This window comes from Hymenobacter setariae (genome assembly GCF_007713685.1).
Taxonomy (GTDB): Bacteria; Bacteroidota; Bacteroidia; order Cytophagales; family Hymenobacteraceae; genus Hymenobacter; species Hymenobacter setariae.
The window spans coordinates 1-16,879 of sequence record NZ_VMRJ01000001.1 but is presented as its reverse complement, the minus strand read 5'-3'; the positions used below and the strand labels follow the sequence as shown (position 1 = coordinate 16,879).

General features: G+C 59.5%; 13 protein-coding genes, 1 tRNA gene and 1 rRNA gene. 5 read left to right on the top strand and 10 right to left on the bottom strand.

The window, feature by feature from the left end:
• Window positions 1–21 precede the first annotated feature (21 nt).
• Window positions 22–762, top strand: coding sequence for a ThuA domain-containing protein (locus tag FNT36_RS00070; protein WP_144842744.1), 741 nt, complete (start codon window positions 22–24; stop codon window positions 760–762).
• Between the two features lie 155 nt (window positions 763–917).
• The gene (locus tag FNT36_RS00065; RefSeq protein ID WP_144842742.1) at window positions 918–1,340 is read left to right on the top strand and encodes a response regulator; all 423 of its coding nucleotides are present in this window, start codon (window positions 918–920) and stop codon (window positions 1,338–1,340) included.
• 8 nt (window positions 1,341–1,348) lie between these two features.
• Here the strand turns inward: FNT36_RS00065 and FNT36_RS00060 are convergent, their stop codons facing one another.
• From FNT36_RS00060 to FNT36_RS00040, 5 genes are all read right to left on the bottom strand, one after another.
• Window positions 1,349–1,756 (bottom strand): hypothetical protein, encoded by a 408-nt coding sequence (locus tag FNT36_RS00060; RefSeq protein ID WP_144842740.1) that lies wholly within the window; start codon window positions 1,754–1,756, stop codon window positions 1,349–1,351.
• A 120-nt stretch (window positions 1,757–1,876) separates the two neighbouring features.
• Window positions 1,877–3,298 (bottom strand): alpha-L-fucosidase, encoded by a 1,422-nt coding sequence (locus FNT36_RS00055; protein WP_144842737.1) that lies wholly within the window; start codon window positions 3,296–3,298, stop codon window positions 1,877–1,879.
• Between the two features lie 115 nt (window positions 3,299–3,413).
• Complete coding sequence (locus FNT36_RS00050) at window positions 3,414–4,349, bottom strand: ring-cleaving dioxygenase (protein WP_144842735.1); 936 nt, start codon at window positions 4,347–4,349, stop codon at window positions 3,414–3,416.
• Between the two features lie 36 nt (window positions 4,350–4,385).
• Window positions 4,386–5,015 (bottom strand): alpha/beta hydrolase, encoded by a 630-nt coding sequence (locus FNT36_RS00045; protein ID WP_144842733.1) that lies wholly within the window; start codon window positions 5,013–5,015, stop codon window positions 4,386–4,388.
• A gap of 72 nt (window positions 5,016–5,087) precedes the next feature.
• Window positions 5,088–5,963: an AraC family transcriptional regulator gene (locus FNT36_RS00040; RefSeq protein WP_233635560.1), complete on the bottom strand. Its 876-nt coding sequence runs from the start codon at window positions 5,961–5,963 to the stop codon at window positions 5,088–5,090.
• Window positions 5,964–6,187: 224 nt separating this feature from the next.
• Between FNT36_RS00040 and FNT36_RS00035 the strand changes: the two genes are divergently transcribed.
• Window positions 6,188–8,698: a sigma 54-interacting transcriptional regulator gene (locus FNT36_RS00035; protein WP_144842729.1), complete on the top strand. Its 2,511-nt coding sequence runs from the start codon at window positions 6,188–6,190 to the stop codon at window positions 8,696–8,698.
• Between the two features lie 82 nt (window positions 8,699–8,780).
• On the opposite strand, the gene FNT36_RS00030 is transcribed toward FNT36_RS00035, so the two are convergent.
• Together FNT36_RS00030 and FNT36_RS00025 are read right to left on the bottom strand one after the other, a co-directional pair.
• Entirely contained in the window at window positions 8,781–9,602 is an 822-nt protein-coding gene (locus FNT36_RS00030) for an alpha/beta fold hydrolase (RefSeq protein ID WP_144842727.1), read from the bottom strand.
• A 139-nt stretch (window positions 9,603–9,741) separates the two neighbouring features.
• Complete coding sequence (locus FNT36_RS00025; RefSeq protein ID WP_233635559.1) at window positions 9,742–12,036, bottom strand: sensor histidine kinase; 2,295 nt, start codon at window positions 12,034–12,036, stop codon at window positions 9,742–9,744.
• A 244-nt stretch (window positions 12,037–12,280) separates the two neighbouring features.
• Between FNT36_RS00025 and FNT36_RS00020 the strand changes: the two genes are divergently transcribed.
• Together FNT36_RS00020 and FNT36_RS00015 are read left to right on the top strand one after the other, a co-directional pair.
• On the top strand, window positions 12,281–13,363 hold the full coding sequence (locus FNT36_RS00020) for an NADH:flavin oxidoreductase/NADH oxidase (protein ID WP_144842722.1): 1,083 nt from the start codon (window positions 12,281–12,283) through the stop codon (window positions 13,361–13,363).
• Window positions 13,364–13,739: 376 nt separating this feature from the next.
• A complete protein-coding gene (locus FNT36_RS00015) occupies window positions 13,740–14,630 on the top strand; it encodes a sugar phosphate isomerase/epimerase family protein (protein ID WP_144842720.1) in 891 nt (296 codons plus the stop codon).
• Window positions 14,631–14,735: 105 nt separating this feature from the next.
• Here FNT36_RS00015 and FNT36_RS00010 read toward each other — a convergent pair whose 3' ends face one another.
• The 3 genes from FNT36_RS00010 to rrf form a co-directional block, all read right to left on the bottom strand.
• Window positions 14,736–16,172 carry an alpha-L-fucosidase gene (locus FNT36_RS00010; RefSeq protein WP_233635557.1) on the bottom strand — a complete coding sequence of 479 codons (1,437 nt, stop codon included), beginning with the start codon at window positions 16,170–16,172 and terminating at the stop codon, window positions 14,736–14,738.
• A gap of 465 nt (window positions 16,173–16,637) precedes the next feature.
• A tRNA-Lys gene (locus tag FNT36_RS00005) sits at window positions 16,638–16,710 on the bottom strand.
• A 78-nt stretch (window positions 16,711–16,788) separates the two neighbouring features.
• A 5S ribosomal RNA gene (gene rrf / locus FNT36_RS26080) occupies window positions 16,789–16,879 on the bottom strand; the annotation flags it as partial.

The window sequence follows — 16,879 nt, the reverse complement described above, 5'->3', positions numbered from 1 at the left end:
TCACCCTTCCTTACCCACCCTATGCGCCTTTCTTCTTGCTCCTGGCTGCTGTTAGCCAGCCTATTTGCCGGCTGCTCTCATCAATTGCCTCAGTCGCCGCTGGGTAGCCAGCGGCCGGCTGTGCTAGTCTTTTACAAAACCAAGGGCTTCCACCACGCGTCCATTCCCGCTGGGCTAGCTGCCTTTCAGCAGTTGGGGCGCGCGCACAACTTCCGCGTAGATACCACCCTGCAGGCCACGCGCTTCGTGGCCGATACGCTGCGCCGCTACGCCGCCGTCGTCTTCCTCAACACCACCGGCGATGTGCTTGACTCGACCCAGCAGGTGGCATTTGAGCGCTACATCGGGCAGGGCCACGGGTTTATGGGCGTGCACGCGGCCTCTGACACCGAGTACAACTGGCCTTGGTATGGGAAGCTGGTGGGCGCCTACTTCAAGAGCCACCCCCAGGTGCAGCCCGCCACTGTGCTCGTCACCGATACCAACCACCCCGCCACCCGCTTCTTGCCCGCGCGCTGGCAGCGCACCGATGAGTGGTACAACTTCCGTGATATAGCGCCCGACCTGCGGGTGCTGGCCACTGTAGACGAAACGTCTTACACTGGAGGCATCAATGGCAAGCAGCATCCCTTTGCCTGGTACCACACCTACGGCGGGGGGCGCGCCTTTTATACGGCGGGCGGCCACCTACCAGAGAACTACGCCGATTCGCTGTTTCAGCGCCACTTGCTAGGTGGCCTGCGCTACGCAATGGGGCAGTAACCACCCACCTAGCGCACTGCAGAAAGTATGAGGGAGCGCACAAACGCGTAGCCAAGTGGGCGTGAGCATCCTCCTCATGCTCACTTTTTTCGCTACCGCCCGAACATTCATCCCTGCCAACGGCTTAGAAGACTGCTCTATTTCTACGCCCGCTCTTGCTAAAGCTCTCCGGAGTGCTGCTCGTCGATGACGACGACACCACCAACTACCTAAATGAGTCGCTGTTACGCTCGCTGAACGTTGCCGACCAAGTTACCATCGCCCGCGACGGCCTCGAGGCGCTGACCCTGCTAGAAAAGCAGCGCGAGCCACCGAGTTCTTCGAAGCCCGCTCTTATTTTGCTCGATGTGAACATGCCCGTTCTCAATGGCATGGAATTTCTGGAAGCTTATCAGCGGCTGCCAGCTGCCTATCGGGAAGGCATCATCATTGTGGTGCTGACTACCAGCATGAACTCGCAAGACCTAGCGCGCCTCGATGAGCTCCCAATTGCGGGCCTAGCCAGCAAACCGCTAACGTCAGAAAAAATCAATACCATTCTTCAACTGCACTTTCAGCGTCAGCTGCCCGAAGCCTAGCAGCACCTTCAACGTGGCTCCACTAAGTTAACTTTCAGCATGTCCGGGGTTAGCTCTACTACTTCGAGCCGATAATCTTCTGGAGGAGGCCCATCTACCCGTAGGTGTAGCACGTGTGCATTATCCCAACTCCAGTGGCCGGCAAGCGGCAGCGCGCCATCGGTGGGCGCAATGGCGAGCTTGGTTAGGCGGCCATTGGCCTCAAAAACAAGCCCCTGGCGGCCCCTTGCGGGCGGAAATGTGTAGGTAGCCGGCCGATATACTTGCATCGTTCCCTGGTCTTCTTCCTGGCTGTGGCGCCAGGTACGTAGTAGCGCCGTGGCCTGCGGGTGCTGGGGCGTTTGGGCCAAGTGGCTAGCCGACTGGCAACCAGCCAGTAAAGTAGCCGAGCTGGCCAACATCAAAAGTAAGCGCATAAAAAAGGCGGCCGTAGCTGAATGCAACAAGCACGATTTGGACAAGATAGCGGAGGTTTTGCTTTCTAGGCCCTACACGGCTAGCCAAAGCAGTAGTTGCCGCGATGCCTGAACTTGGTCTTAGCGCCGTTCATCAAACACCTGAAACTCGGCGAGGGAGGGCTGGTGGTCGTAGGCTTTAATCTGCATGCGCACCTTGCTGCCCCACACCCGGCCAAAGCGGTGTAGCTTGATGCGCTCACCGTTGCGGCCATCAAAGAGCGGCAGCCAAGCCACGCCGTTCCAGTAGTCGAGGGTATAGCCGGTGATATTGGCTTTGGGCTCGGCCACCACTACCGTGTTGAAGCTGCGCTCGTTCTTAAAGTCGATTTCGTACCATGGCTGCGCCACCGTTTTGTTGGATTGCCAACTGGTGCGGTAATCGTCGTCGTTGGCAAAGTCCATAATGTTCATGTCGTCGCTCCAGCTAGAGTTGGCCGCCTGATTTTTGGCTAGGTTGCTGGCAATGATGGGCGGCTCGAGCGGCGTGAGCGGTGTGGTGGGGCCCTGGTTTTTCCAGAGCCTGCCTATTTCCTTGAGCCCGGCCAGCGCGTTGGCATCAATGAGGCCGTCGCGGTTGGGCGCCACGTTCAAAATGAAGTTGCAGCTGTTCTCGTTGAGCGGCACCAGCGTTTCCTGCACCAGCTTGGCTGGGTCACGCACGGGCACAGCTGGGAAGTCAGTTTTCCAAAACCAAGCGCTGTTGATGGGCAGACAGGCTAGCGAGGGCATGCGCTTGCTGCCGGGGGCTAGGCGCTGGCCAGCGCCCATCTCGTAGGTTTTGATGTCGGTGTAGTACAGCCCCTCGGCGGGGTATTTGGCGCCGTTCAAGTCCATCACCAAACAGTCGGGCTGCAGCGATTTTACAAGGGTATAGATGTCGGCAAAAGGCACGTCGTCATAAGAAATGCGTGACCAAGGCGCGTCCCAGCCGTCGATTATCAGCGCCTCTATCTTACCGTAGTTGGTCAGTAACTCGGTCAGCTGCGTTTTAATTAGGGCAATGTGGGCGGGCGTAATCTGGTTGGGCCGCAGCTTGTGGTGCGTGTCCAGGATGGAATAGTAGAGCATGACCTTCAGGCCATTGGCCCGAAAGGCGTCTGTGAACTGGCGCACCACGTCCTTCTTGTAGGGGCTGTGCATCACGCTGTAGTCGGTGCTCTTGGTGTCCCAGATGCAGAAGCCGCTGTGGTGCTTGGTGGTGAGGCAGCCGTAGCTCATGTTAGCCGACTTGGCTGCGCGGGCCCACTGATTGGCGTCGAGCTTTTTGGGGTTGAACAAGGCCGGCAACGCCTCCGGGTCGGGCCAGTCCTGGTCCATGTATGTCGGGATGTTGAAGTGAATGAACATCCCGAAGCGCAGGTCCACGAACTGCTGCTGCAACTGCCCTAGGGGCCGCGGGGCACTGGCTAGCGCGGCCGACTGCGCTGCGGCGATGGTGGGCCAAGCCAGCCGCAACAGCAAGCCAGCAAGAAGAATGCGTAGAAAATTCGTGGAAGACATGGCGTGAACGTAGGGTATGGCCCGGCACCTAGGGCCGGCGTACCCGGTAGCTACGAGGTACGCCGCCCACCTAGGGCACGGCAATTAATGACTGATAAAAACTGATTGCGCTAGGCTACCCCACCTTGGGTAGGCGCTGCTCTAGCTGCGCGCGCAGGTGCTCGTGCTGAGTGGGCAGCATGAGGTGGGTGCCCAGTTCGGCCAGCGGCTCATCTACCGTGAAGCCGGGATTATCGGTGGCTAGCTCGAAGAGCACGCCGCCCGGCTCGCGGAAGTACACCGAGTGGAAGTAGTCGCGGTCGATTTGCGGAGTGGGCTGCAGGCCTTTGGCTACCAGCTTTTGGCGGAAATACAGCTCGGCTTCGTCGTCTTTCACCCGAAAGGCAATGTGGTGCACCGAGCCGCCTGCCGTGATGGCGCGGGCCTCGCCGGGGGCGGCTACTAGGTCGATGTACCGCGCGGTCGGCACCGCGTCGGTCACGTAGCGACTGCGGTTGACGTGCTGCTCGAGCAGCGTGTACCCAAATACGTCGGTCAGAATCTCGGCCGTGCGGGCGGGGTCGGCCAGCGTAAGCGTGACGGTGTGAAAGCCTTTGGTGGCTACCTCGGCACCCACCTCGGGCGTGGTCCAGGGTGTGCGCGTGTCGGGCGTTTTCGACTCTATCAATTCAAATTTCAGCCCGTCGGGGTCGAGGAAAGTCAGGTAGCGCTCGCCCAGCTTTTCACTAGGTGTATTGTAAGTTACTCCATTGGCCTCGAAGCGCTTTATCCAAAAATCGAAGCTGCCAGCCGGCACTGAGTAGCCGATTTCAGTGGCCTGACCGGTGCCGCGCCGCCCGGCCGTGATGTGCTCCCAGGGGAAAAATGTGAGGATGGTGCCGGCCGAGCCGTGCTCGTCGCCAAAGTAAAAATGGTAGGTGCCAGGGTCGTCAAAATTGACGGTTTTCTTCACCATGCGCAGGCCCAGCACGCGGGTGTAGAAGTCGTAGTTGCGCGGCGCATTACCAGCAATGGCCGTGACGTGGTGTAGGCCTAGAATACGGGGTTCCATAGAGCTAAGAGAAAATAAGGTGGGATTAAGTGCAGCCTAATCAGCAGGCTGTTTGAAGATTAGTTGGTTAGCCAGCACCAACTCCTGCGGCGTAACGGTGTGGCCCATGCCGGGCGTAATCTGCTCCGTGACGGCGGCCCCTAGGGTAGTGAGCAGGGCCGTAGAGGCCCGCACCCGGGCGGCGGGCACGTGCGCATCGGGGTCGCCACTAGCCAGCAGGCAGGGCGTACCCGCAAAGTCACCAGTGTAACTGTCGAGGTATAGTCGGTCGCCAATAAGACCGCCCGTGAAGGCCACTACCCCACCGTAGCGCATAGCGTGGCGGGCCGCGTACTCCAGCGTGAGGCAGGCACCCTGCGAGAAGCCCAGCAGGTACACGTTTTCGGGGCTGATGCCGTGGCTGCCAGCCAGCGCTACGGCGCGGCCCGCTGCCCCTAGGGCCGCCGTTAGGTAGGGCTCGTTGTAGGCGAGCGGGGCTAGAAACGACTGTGGATACCAGGTGTGGCCAGTGACCTGCGGGGCTAGCAGGGCGTAGTCGGCCACTGGTAGGTAGCGAGCTAGCGATAGGATATCGGCTGCGCTACCGCCGCGGCCGTGCAGCAAAATGAGAGCTTTAGAAGCCGTAGCTAGCGGCTGGCCAGCTACAGTGATAGGGGCATCGTGCATAAGGTGAAGCCGGCCGCGCAGCCGACGAAGAATCGTGAGAGAAAGTGGACTAGCTCGGTCTGCGCGAAGACCTTACGCGTAGCTTAGGGAGCTAGGGCGCCTGCGCTGCCGCCGATACTCGGTAGGTGTGAGGTGGTAGCGCTTCTTAAACTGCTTGTTGAGGTGGCACACGTCCACAAAACCCAGCTCGTCGGCAATTTGCGACACGGTGAGTACGCTGGCTTGTAGTTGATTCTCTACAAGTTGTAGCCGGTGGCGCACGATGTACTGATGCAGCGGCTCGCGCATATGCTGCCGAAACAAGGCGCTCAGGTGCGAGGGCGAGTAAGCAAACTCTTGGGCCAGGTGCCCTAGATGCAGCCTATCCGGCACCGCTGCATGCCGCCGAATGTAGGCTAGCACTTGCCGTACCACGCTCGCTGCGTGGGTAGCGGTTGGCTCTGAATGGACCGGCGCTAGCAGTGGACCCAGGGCCCGCAGTACCGTGCCAGCCAGAGGGTTAGCCAATGCGTCTTGGGCTACGCCGCGGCGCCCAGCATAGCAGTCTACCAACAGCGTGAGCAGAGCCACTAGCGCGGGCGGCACCTTGGAGGCCGCTAGGTGGCCGGCCGACCCTAGGGCCGCCCCGTGCGCTTGCAGTAGCTGCCAGTCGGCCGCCTGAGAATGGCCGGCAATTTGGCTAGCTAGGTAATCGAGCGAGAAGCACAGCCAAGCTAGGCGGGCAGGCTGTTGGGAGTTGAGCTGCCAGCGGTCGGCGGGACCGAGTAACAGCAGCGTACCGGCTGGGCACGCATAAGTTAAGCCTTCCTGATTGTGGCAGGTGCCGGCATCATCAAGCGCTAGCAACAACGCTAGGTAGCTCTGAGGTGGGACCTGCAATGGGCCACTAGTAACTACCCATTCCGCAATGTGTAGCGGCTCGGGAGGTGGAATGGCTGAGATAGACACGGGATAAAAAGAATATGTATGCCCTATCTAGTTGCTAGGACAATGCCAACTCGCTAATGCATCGAACAAACTCTTCTCATTACATTGATTACCAATTAACTATGCTGATAATATTTGACGGTAACTCCTTGTTATAGCCTCCACTATATTGGAGCGTCCAGTATATTGGAGGCCACCTTTGGACTTTATTGGATGCTACACAGTGTCTTTTAGCCCTTCTACTTATGTCGCCAGCTTCCTCACCCGCCGAGCCTTTAGCTACCGTGCTCATTGTTGAAGACGAGTTTATTGTGGCCGACGACCTGCAGCGGCGCCTCACCAAGGCTGGCTACGCGGTGCTGGGGCTAGCTGCTACTGCCGACGAAGCCCGGCAGCTATTAGCCGACGCCCCACCGGCTGTGGTGTTGCTTGACATCTTCCTGAAAGGCCCAGAAAGCGGACTGGACCTCGCCGGCTGGCTACACGAGCGCCAGATTCCATTCGTCTTCCTCTCGGCCAATCTTAACGACGAGGTGCTAGCCGGCGCCCAAATAACGCAGCCCCTAGGGTTCCTCAACAAGCCCTTTCGCGAGAAAGACGTGCTGGCGGCCCTAGAGCTGGCCCGCTACCGCCACGCCCACGGTGAGGAGGCCCGCCTGCGTCGGCAGCGCGAATTGCAAGTAGCTGTCAACAATGCCATTGCGCGCCTGCACAACCGCGACGAGCTAAGCCAGGCCATTGCCACGCAACTCGACCAACTAGTGCCATTTACCTTGCTCAGTTTGCGCATTGGGCTACCCGAGGAACAAGCTTTTTACTGGGTGGTGCTGCACAAGAATGCCGCGGGCGTGTTCGAGAAAGTGCCCCCGTTGCGGCTGCTGGGTCCTGATGCGCCCGACGCGCTGTTGCAGCGCCTCACCGAGCAGCCGCCCGACGAGGTAGGCGAGCAAACGGGCACCTTCGCTGGGGCTGCCTTCGAGGAGCTGTGCCGCACCCAACGCACGGCTCGCGCCGCTCGCGAGGCGTTCGGGGCGCGGGCGTTGGCTGTGTTCCCGGTGCTGCTTAAGCGCCACTCATTCACTAGCTTGCAGCTGGCCAGCCCCGACCCGGCCGCCTTTACTCCCGAGCAGTACGCCACCGTAGAGCTACTGCTGCCGCAGCTGGCCCTAGCCCTCGACAACCTGCTGGTTTGTGAGGAAATCGAAGCCCGCCGCCGCCAGAAAGCAGCCGAACTAGCCCTGGTCAGCGCCTTCCGCAATGGCCGCGAGCTAGAAGCCATTGCCCCAGCCGTAGCCCTGGCCTTGCAGCCGGTACTGCCCCTCGACCTGCTCACGCTCCACGGCGTCGACCGCGTGCTGGGTTCCGTGCAAGACGGCATCCACGCCAGCCGCCAGCCCGACGGTAGCTTCCGGCTGCTGCCCGCCGCCGAATTTGTGCATCTGCCTGATGCCGCCGCCCGCTTGGCCTGGCAGCAAGCCATGCTAGAGCTAGAGGCCCTGATGCAGCAGCCCACCCTGAACGTGGGCGAAGCCGGCGAGGCCCGCCGCGCCCGCAACCCCGTGGCCCGGCGCTACGGCGAGCACCTAGGGCTGCGTTCGTCGATGTATGTGCCACTGGCCGTGCAGGGCCGGCCCGTGGCGGCCGTGGTGGTGGCCAGCCGCTCGCCCTACGCCTACACCGCCCGCGACCTGCGCCTGCTGCAAGAGCTGAGCCGCCCGCTAGCGCTGGCCCTCGAAAACCTGCTAGCCTTCGAGCGCATTAAGACTCTAGGGCAGCAGTTGGCCCTGGAGAACACCTATCTGGCCGAGGAAATCCGCACCACCTACAACATTGGCGAAATCATCGGTACTGGCCCGGCCATGCAGGCGCTGTTCAGTAGCCTAGGGCTGGTGGCAGGCACCGATGCCACAGTACTAATAACCGGCGAAACCGGCACCGGCAAGGAGCTAGTCGCGCGGGCCGTGCACGAGCTATCGGCTAGGGCTGGCCGCACCATGGTAAAGGTGAATTGCGCCGCCCTACCGCCACACTTGATTGAGAGCGAGTTATTTGGCCACGAGAAGGGCAGCTTCACCGGAGCCACTGACAAGCGCCTAGGCAAGTTTGAGCTGGCCGATGGCAGCACCATTTTCCTAGATGAAATCGGCGAACTGCCGCTAGAGCTGCAAGCCAAGCTGCTGCGCGCCTTGCAAGAGCGCGAGATTGAGCGCGTAGGCGGCCGCGGCCCCATCGCAGTGGATGTGCGCATTGTGGCGGCTACCAACCGCGACCTCAAGCAGGAAGTAGCTGCCGGCCGCTTCCGCTCCGACCTTTACTACCGCCTTAACGTGTTTCCGCTAGCCGTGCCGCCCCTGCGCGAGCGCCCCGAAGACATCTTGCCCCTGGCCACCCACTTCCTGCACCGCTTCGCCAAAAAGCTGGGTAAGCCCCTCACTGGCCTGGCCACCGATACCGCTCAGCAATTACTAGCCTACTCCTGGCCCGGCAACGTGCGCGAGCTTGAACACGTGCTGGAGCGGGCGGCCATCATGGCCCGCTCGCCCATCTTGAGTTTGGCCGAAGCCCTAGCCCCCACCGAGCCCGCTCCTCTGGCTGCTGCCTCAGTGCGCCCTTTCGCCGACGCTGCCCGTGAAGCCATTGTAGCGGCCCTTACCCAAGCTGGCGGCCGCGTGCGAGGTCCCGGCGGCGCGGCTATGTTGCTTGGTATCAAGCCTACCACGCTGGAAGCACGCATGAAAAAGCTAGGCGTGCGCTAGGAAGTAGCTTGGACTTTGTACTAACGCATAAGAGCTGCCCCGGCGACGAGGCAGCTCTTGTCGATTAGCAATGGCTTGTTTTCTAGTCTTTGATGAACGCCAGCAAATCAGCATTTATCGTGGCGGCCTCGGTGGCAGGCATGCCGTGGGGGAAGCCGGGGTAGGCAATCAGCTTGCCGTGCTTCAGCAGCTTGATGGCTTTGGCGGCAGCTACTTGGAAGGGCACAATCTGGTCGTCTTCGCCGTGCAACACCAGCACTGGAATATCTACGCTTTTGAGGTCTTCGGTGAAGTCGGTTTCCGAGAAGGCAGCGATACCGTAGTAGTGGGCGTTGGCCCCGCCGCTCATGCCCTGCCGAAACCAGTTGTCGCGTAGGCCCTGCTTCACGTTGGCGCCCTCGCGGTTGAAACCGTAGAAGGGAATGGAAAAATCAGTGAAGTACTGCGCGCGGTTGGTAGCCGTGCCCTCGCGAATTTCGTCGAATATCGACATTGGTACACCGTCGGGGTTGGTGGGACCTTGCACCATCAGGGGCGTTACGGCGCTGATGAGCACCACCTTGGCTACGCGGCCGGGCTCGGCGCGGGCTGCGTAGTGGATGGCCTCGCCGCCGCCCGTGGAGTGGCCGATGTGTACGGCGTTCCTCAGGTCGAGGTGGGCGGTCAGCTCGGCTACATCGGCCACGTAGGTGTCCATGTCGTGGCCGTTCGGGGCCTGCGATGAGCGGCCGTGCCCACGGCGGTCATGGGCAATGACGCGGTAGCCTTTCGTCAGGAAAAACATGAGCTGCGCATCCCAGTCGTCGCTGGAAAGCGGCCAGCCGTGGTGAAAGAACAGAGGCTGGCCCGTACCCCAGTCTTTGTAGTAAATTTCGGTGCCGTCTTTAACCGTGAGTTTAGGCATAGCGCTACGTAGTAAGAGAGGTGAAACACTAGCCAGGCCACCGACTGCACAGTAGCTCTGACACTGCAAAACTACCCGGCCCCCTAGGGTGCCAAACGGTAAAAAAAACGGCTTTACCGGTACTTTTAGCGGATTTTACTTAGCCCGCGGCTGAGCTCACTTCGGCCGCCACTTGGCCGGGCAGGCTGAAGCGCAAGCGGGCCACTGTGCCCCGCCCGGCAGGGTTGGGCAGCAGCGCAAACTCGCCATCGAGCTGGCGACTAAGGCCCGTCACCAGCGTGAGGCCTAGCGTATGGGCATGGCTAGGGTCAAAATCGGGCGGCAGGCCCCGGCCATCGTCGGCCACGCTGAGCAGGTAGGTGTTATGCGTCGACTGCTGGCTGGTAAGCGTGAGCGTGCCCGCCTGGCCGGGAGCAAAGGCATGTTTCAGCGCATTAATGAGTAGCTCGTTGAGCGCCAGCCCTAGGGGTGTGGCGGTAGCTACGGGCAGGGCCAGCGGAGCCAGGTCGAGGTGCAAGCGCACACGGCCCGCCACATCAAAGGCATCAAGCAGGTGCGTGGCCAACTCCTGCACGTAGGTGGGCAGCGGCACCCAGCCTACGCGGTCGGCCTGGTAGAGGTGCTGGTGCAGTAGAGCCATGGCCTGCACCCGATGCTGACTTTGCTCGAGGGCGGCCAGCGTGGCGGGCTCAGCCGAGTAATCGGCCTGCGTATGCAGCAAGCTACCAATTACTTGCAGGTTGTTCTTGACCCGGTGGTGAATCTCGCGCAGCATCCATTCTTTCTCGGTCAGCAGCTCGCGCTGCTCGGTTAGCAAGCGGGCTAGGTCCTGGCTGTGTCGTTCTATCTCGGCTTGTTGGGCGCGCAGCAGGTGGTTGCTACGCTGCTTGAGGCGGTAGCGGTTGTAGCCCAGCCCCAGTAGTAGCAGCAGCAGGCCGGCCCCCACCAGCAGGGCATTGCGCTGCTGCTCGCGCTGGTGCAGGCGCGCCTGCTGCAAGAGGCTTTGCTTGGTAAGAAGGGCAATGTTTTGCTCCTTCTGGCGGGTGTCGTACTGAATCTGAAGGCTGGCCAGCTGCTGGTTGCGAGCAGCATTAAAGACCGAGTCGTTCAGGCGCTTGTACTGCTGCAGGTGCGCGATGGCCGCCGGAAACCGCCCCTGTGCCGAGTCAGCTCGAAACAGCAATTGGTGCAGGCTGGCCGCTTGCAGCAGGAAGCCCGCCGATTGGCATAGCCCCAGCGCCTGCTGCAAATGTGGACGGGCCTCGGCGTAGCGCCCCGCGGCCAGGTAAAACCGCCCGGCTGCGAGGTGGGCAAGCATTTGCTCCATATCGCTGACGCCAGGCTGCGCAGCCCGGGCCAGCAATGGGCGCAGACTGCGCTCGGCCGACCCGTACTGCCCTATGGCCACGTAGCACTCCACGAGGCCGCGTAGATACCCCCCGGGGCTTGCGTCCTGGTAAGCGCCGGCCGAAGTCTGCAAGAACCGTAGCGCCTGTGCCGGCCGGTGTTGTCCAAGCAGTATGCGGCTGATGGCAGCGCTCGTGTTCACGATGCCGGCTGGCACCTGCCGCTGGCGGGCGTGTTGCAGGGCCTGTTTGTAGTAGGTCAGGGCCTGAGTGGGCTGTTGCAGCTCATTATAAATACTGGCTACGTTGCTATATAGGTAATCTAGCAGCGTGGTATCGCCGGTGGCCTGGGCGCTTTCTACGGCAACCAAGCTGTAGCGCAGAGCCGCCTGATAGTTGCCCACCTGCCGAGTGGCGCCGCGCAGCAGGTCGTAGGTGTAGTGCAGCTCGCGGTGGCCGGCGGCGCGGTACAGGGCCAGCACGTGCAGCAGCTCTTGCTCAGCTTGCCCCGAGTGGCCTTGCAGCAGGTGCATATCGGCCATCGTTTTCAACACGTAGGCGTGCTCTAGCGGGCGCTTAGCCTGCGCAAATAGGGCGGCGGCGCGAGCATAGTCGGCCAGCTTGCGCGGCAGCCCGGCTGTGGTGCGCGGGTAGCTATTGGCTAAGTAAAACCAGCCGGTCGCTTCAAGCGCCAGGCTACGCGCCTGCTGGCTAAGTGTCAGACCTTGGCGTAGCAACGCCCGCCCGGTAGTGTCGGCTGCGCCACTAGTGCCAGGCAGCTGACCTAGCACATATAGGCTACGGATGCGACTAATTGGGTCGGCCAGCCGGGTGCTCAGTGCCAGGGCTTCTTGCCCATAATTAGCCGCGCTGTCGAGAGGTGTTTCCTGCTCGTCGTGCCGGGCCACCTGGTCGTCGGCCAGCTGAAGCAGTAGGTGCAGTCGGGCGTGACCAGCCGGGGTATGCCACAGCCGGGTACGTAGCTGATTGGCCTCTGCTGGCTTTAGCAGCGGTGTCATGGGCTCGGCCTGAGCTGCGTGTAGCGCTCCCAGCAGGCCTAGGGTAAGTAAAGAAGCGCGCAAGTGCATAAGGCCGTGAAATACGCCCGCACGCCGGGTGGGGCAACCAACGGCAAGCTCCCCTGCCTTAAAAGTACCGTTTATTCCGGCTTTTTTACCGCTAAGGTAGCCATAAGCCCCCCTTAGGTTTGCAAGAGTATGCGCGCTGCTGACTACCTGTTGGCTAGGAAAAGCGCCCCGGAATAGTGTGCTCAAAGCTAGCGTTAGCATTCGTTCGCCGATATAGCGCCTCCCCTATTACTCTTCAAATAACATGAACGTTCCTCTCTTTTCGCCGCTCCAAGTTCGCAGTTTGCTACTAAAAAATCGACTGGTCATGTCGCCTATGCAACAGTACCTTAGCCCCGATGGCCTAGTCGGCGCCTGGCACTTGGTGCACCTAGGTAGCCGGGCAGTGGGCGGAGTAGGCCTGGTAATTACAGAGGCCACGGCCGTATCGCCAGAAGGGCGCAATACTTTGTTTGACACCGGCCTGTGGAACGAAGCACAGGTAGAGGCCTGGAAGCCAATCATACAGTTTGTGCAGGCCCAGGGGGCCAAAATAGCCGTGCAGTTGTGGCACGCGGGCGGCAAGGGCAGCCACGCGCACCCCACGGCAGGCTTTCACTACCTGCCGCCTACCGACGGTGGCTGGGTTACCAAAAGCGCTTCGGCCGTGTCGCTCGATAAACAGCATACAGCGGAGGCACTGACCATGACCGAAATAGCTACCCTAGTGGCCGATTTTGCGCAGGCGGCCACTAGGGCCGTACATGCCGGTTTTGATGCCATCGAGCTGCATGCGGGCCACGGCTACCTGCTACACCAGTTTTACTCAGCACTCGCCAACCATCGCTCCGACGCCTACGGTGGCAGCTTCGAAAATCGCATTCGGCTGCTACTTGAGGTGGTCGATGCAATTCGGGCCGTTATTCCCGAGGCGATGCCGCTGCTAGTGCGGCTTTCAGCCGTTGACTTTTCAGATGAAGAACACGCCTGGCACTTAGCCGATTCGGTGCGGCTGGTGGCAGTGTTACAGCAGCACGGCGTAGACGTGGTTACAGCCTCAGCCGGCGTATTTAGCGCGCCCGACCGCGCCAAGCTTGTGCCTTCGTATCAGGTACCCTACGCCGAAAAAATAAAAGCTGATACAGGTATCTTAACCGGCGCGGTGGGTCTCATTACCACGCCTGAGCAGGCTAATGAACTCATTGCCACTGGCCAGGCTGACCTCATAATGCTGGCGCGCGAGCTGCTGCGCGACCCCTATTTTCCGCTACGTGCAGCCACGGTACTACACGCCGACACGCCCGTACCAACGCCATATACGCGGGCCTTTCCTAGTAGCGGCCGTTAATTGCAGTCAAAACGTTATGTGAGTCTCATACTAGTTACTGATTGTCAGCCGCTGGCCGTATACAGCAAATAGGTGATTCACAAGCCCCTAGGGTCTACCGGGCTCGGCGCGCCGTTACAAGAGTTTCCTTTAATAGTGAGTAGGTCCGTACCCGAACAATACAGCCCTGCCAATAAGTACGCTAGGGTCTGATGTATCTATAGAAGCGCGTGGCACCACTCTATCTCGGTATTCATAAGAGGCACGATATTTTCTAGCTATTGAGTCTCTTCCGCAATGCTTCGGTTCAAAAAGCTGTACTTTGCGACGCTTACCCATTTCTAACCTCTCCTGGGGCCTTGGTGGGTAGCCTCACTTTTCTCTTCTTTCCCCACTTATGACCCACCGCCGAGATTTTGTAAAGCAAGTTGGCTTACTGGCTGCTGTTTCTTGTGTGCGGCCCGAGCTACTGCTCGCCGCCCCTACGCCCTACAAGGCTGGCTTGCAGCTGTATACCCTGCGCGATTATATCGGCCAAGATGCTAAAGGCGTGCTGGCTAAGGTAGCAAAAGCTGGCTACCAAGAGGTCGAAACGTTTGGCTACAGCCCCGAAAAGCACTTCTGGGGCATGAAGCCCACGGAGTTCAAAGCCGTGCTCGCGGGTAATGGCCTAACCACCCCCAGCGGCCACTACGACTTAGGCAATTTTCTACGAAGCGGCGACAAGGCCCAGCTCATGGCTACTATTGAGGCGGCCAAAGCGTGCGGCCAGCAGTACGTCATTGTACCGTACCTAGATGAGAAGCTGCGTGCCACAGTAGCCGACTGCCGGACCCTGGCGGCAAAATTTAATAAGGCTGGTGCCCGGTGCAAAAGCGCCGGCCTGCGCCTAGGATACCACAACCACGATTTTGAATTTAAGCCCCTCGAAGGCACCACCGTTTACGACGTGCTACTGAAGGAAACTGACCCAGCGCTGGTAGACTTTGAAATGGATATCTACTGGGTAGTGCGGGCTGGGCAAGACCCCATTAAGCTAATAAAAGACCACCCCAAGCGCTTCCCGCTTTGGCACGTGAAGGACATGGACAAAGCCAATCGCGAGTTGAATACGGAAGTTGGCAATGGGTCGATTGACTACCGCAACATCATGACCTACGCCGGCACGGCGGGGCTCAAGCACCCTGTAATGGAGCAGGAGAATTTTGCCGGCGATGCCTTCCAGAGCATCACTCAAAGCGCCTCCTATATGCGCAAGAACCTGCTGACCATATCTAAGAAAGCTTAGCCGGAGAGCTACACGCTTAGTTAACTCTTTGTATAGAGGCCGTTAACATCATCTGCTTTGGCAGATGATGTTAACGGCCTTTTGCATACCACCATGCCCTAGGTCCTACCGGTCGGCACGGTGCACCTTGAACACATACGCAAATTGACAAGGCGCCTGGGCTAGAGTGAGAACCGGCGGCTGCACTAGCAGCTGGCCGCGCTGGGTTGTGTACGTGACGGGCACCGCACTGCCTAGCAGTGTCACCGTGGGGTGGCTGGCCGCCGGTACCCCGGCCACAACGAAGGGCGCGGTAGGCCAGCTTGTAGTCAGCACGTATACATCCTGGCCTTTGGCGGTGTAGTAAAGGGACTGCGGCGCGCCCTTTGCGGCCCCCGGTGCCCATGCTCGCGTGCCATAAATGGCCTCGCCATTGATGGCCAGCCAGCGCCCGATATCGACTAGGCGCTCTTGCATGAGGACGGGAATAGTACCGTCGGCCGCCGGCCCAATGTTAAGCAGCAGGTTGCCACCTCGGCTAACGATGTCGATAAGCTGGTGTACCAGCTGGGCCGAGGTGCTGTAGTTCTCAATATTTTCGGCTCGGTTGAAGCCATAGGACTGCCCCATGCCTCGGCTTTCCTCCCAAGGGTGTTGCACGCCTACTTTTTCGTTGTCGCTCGCATATTCACTAGTATAATAGCCACCGTGCTGCCCGCGGGTGCCCTGCCCCCAGCGGTCATTTACAATTACTTCGTCCTTATTAGGAGCCTCATTGTAGAGCCAGGCCAGAAACTCAGGGCTACGCCAGTAGGCCGCCGAGCGGTCCCATTCGCCGTCGGCAAAGAGTAAGGCGGGGCGATAGGTCGTAACCAACTCCTTCAACTGCCACAGTGAGTTCTTTTCTACATACTGCGCGTCGGGGATACGGTATTTCTCGATGTCGGCTTTGGGAAGGTAGTAGCCGCTTGGGCGATTAGCCGTAGAGGTACTTTCCCACTCCAATAATGAATAGTAAAACCCCATTTTCAGGCCCCGGGCCCGCACTGCCTGAGCCAACTCGCCGGCTAGGTCGCGCTTGGGCCCTACTACCCCACTGTGCCACTGCTGCTTGTAGGGGGCGGTGGTGGGCCACAGGCAGTATCCATCGTGGTGCTTAGCGGTCAGCACCACATAGCGGGCGCCGGCGCGGGCAAATAAGTCAGCCCAGCGGGCGGGGTCAAACAACTCGACCCTAAATAGAGGCCCAAAGTCGCGGTATGTGAATGTGGGGCCATAATTCTTATCGTGAAAGCTTTGTCGCAGGGCAGCATTGCCATACACATCGGCGCCGTACCACTCGGCGTAGGTTTCATAGGGCCGCGGGCTCACGGGCCTGTAGGCGGGTACCGAGTACACGCCCCAGTGAATGAAGATACCAAACTTAGCGTCGGTAAACCAGGCCGGAATGGGACGCCGGTCGAGCGAAGTCCAGGTGGGGGCATAAGGAGTTTGGGCACGGGCAGGTAGCACCGCCACCAATGCTCCTATCAACCACCATCCGATAGAGGATAAGAAAGACACGCGAGACGATAGAATAGATGAGCGGCTAAAGCTAGTGCTTCGCTGGCAGAAGTACACTCCATCTGTTTGCCTAGGTGTCCGCGGTGTGGACTTTACCGCTCTATGCTATTTACACGCCTACGGCCTGAACTAGTATATAACCCTTTATTAATATATTATACAAAAACTATATGCATTATTAGGTACCCATTGGTCAGTGCGCAACCACTGTCCTTACAGGTTGCAGTTGGCTTGTATAGAAGAGAATCACCTATACATCTTTTGTAAGTAAGGCGTAACCTATAAAATAGGCTGTCAAATCTGCTCATCACATGTGAAACCGGCGTAAAGTACTCATTGCAAATAGTTAACCGTTGCAATGTGGCTGTAATAGCCTACTTGTGACGGCATGCTATTTATAAGTACTTAAGCACCAAGAAGAACATATAGAAAAAGGCCATATCCAAGCAAGGATATGGCCTTTAGTGGCTCCGCTGGGATTCGAACCCAGGACCCGTACATTAAAAGTGTACTGCTCTACCAGCTGAGCTACAGAACCGATACTATAAACTAACATTTAAAACGAACCCTGCCGAGCGCTGGTCAAAGCGCAGGGGCAGGGGGCTCGTTGTTGTAAAGTTGGCGGCGACCGACTCTCCCACCGGTGAAGGCAGTACCATAGGCGCACCGGGGCTTAACGACTCTGTTCGGAATGGGAAGAGGTGAAC

Coding starts and splice junctions, on each gene's coding strand:
- FNT36_RS00070 (WP_144842744.1), top strand. CDS start 22: ATGCGCCTTTCTTCTTGCTCCTGGCTGCTGTTAGCCAGCCTATTTGCC.
- FNT36_RS00060 (WP_144842740.1), bottom strand. CDS start 1,756: ATGCGCTTACTTTTGATGTTGGCCAGCTCGGCTACTTTACTGGCTGGT.
- FNT36_RS00055 (WP_144842737.1), bottom strand. CDS start 3,298: ATGTCTTCCACGAATTTTCTACGCATTCTTCTTGCTGGCTTGCTGTTG.
- FNT36_RS00050 (WP_144842735.1), bottom strand. CDS start 4,349: ATGGAACCCCGTATTCTAGGCCTACACCACGTCACGGCCATTGCTGGT.
- FNT36_RS00045 (WP_144842733.1), bottom strand. CDS start 5,015: ATGCACGATGCCCCTATCACTGTAGCTGGCCAGCCGCTAGCTACGGCT.
- FNT36_RS00035 (WP_144842729.1), top strand. CDS start 6,188: ATGTCGCCAGCTTCCTCACCCGCCGAGCCTTTAGCTACCGTGCTCATT.
- FNT36_RS00030 (WP_144842727.1), bottom strand. CDS start 9,602: ATGCCTAAACTCACGGTTAAAGACGGCACCGAAATTTACTACAAAGAC.
- FNT36_RS00025 (WP_233635559.1), bottom strand. CDS start 12,036: ATGCACTTGCGCGCTTCTTTACTTACCCTAGGCCTGCTGGGAGCGCTA.
- FNT36_RS00020 (WP_144842722.1), top strand. CDS start 12,281: ATGAACGTTCCTCTCTTTTCGCCGCTCCAAGTTCGCAGTTTGCTACTA.
- FNT36_RS00015 (WP_144842720.1), top strand. CDS start 13,740: ATGACCCACCGCCGAGATTTTGTAAAGCAAGTTGGCTTACTGGCTGCT.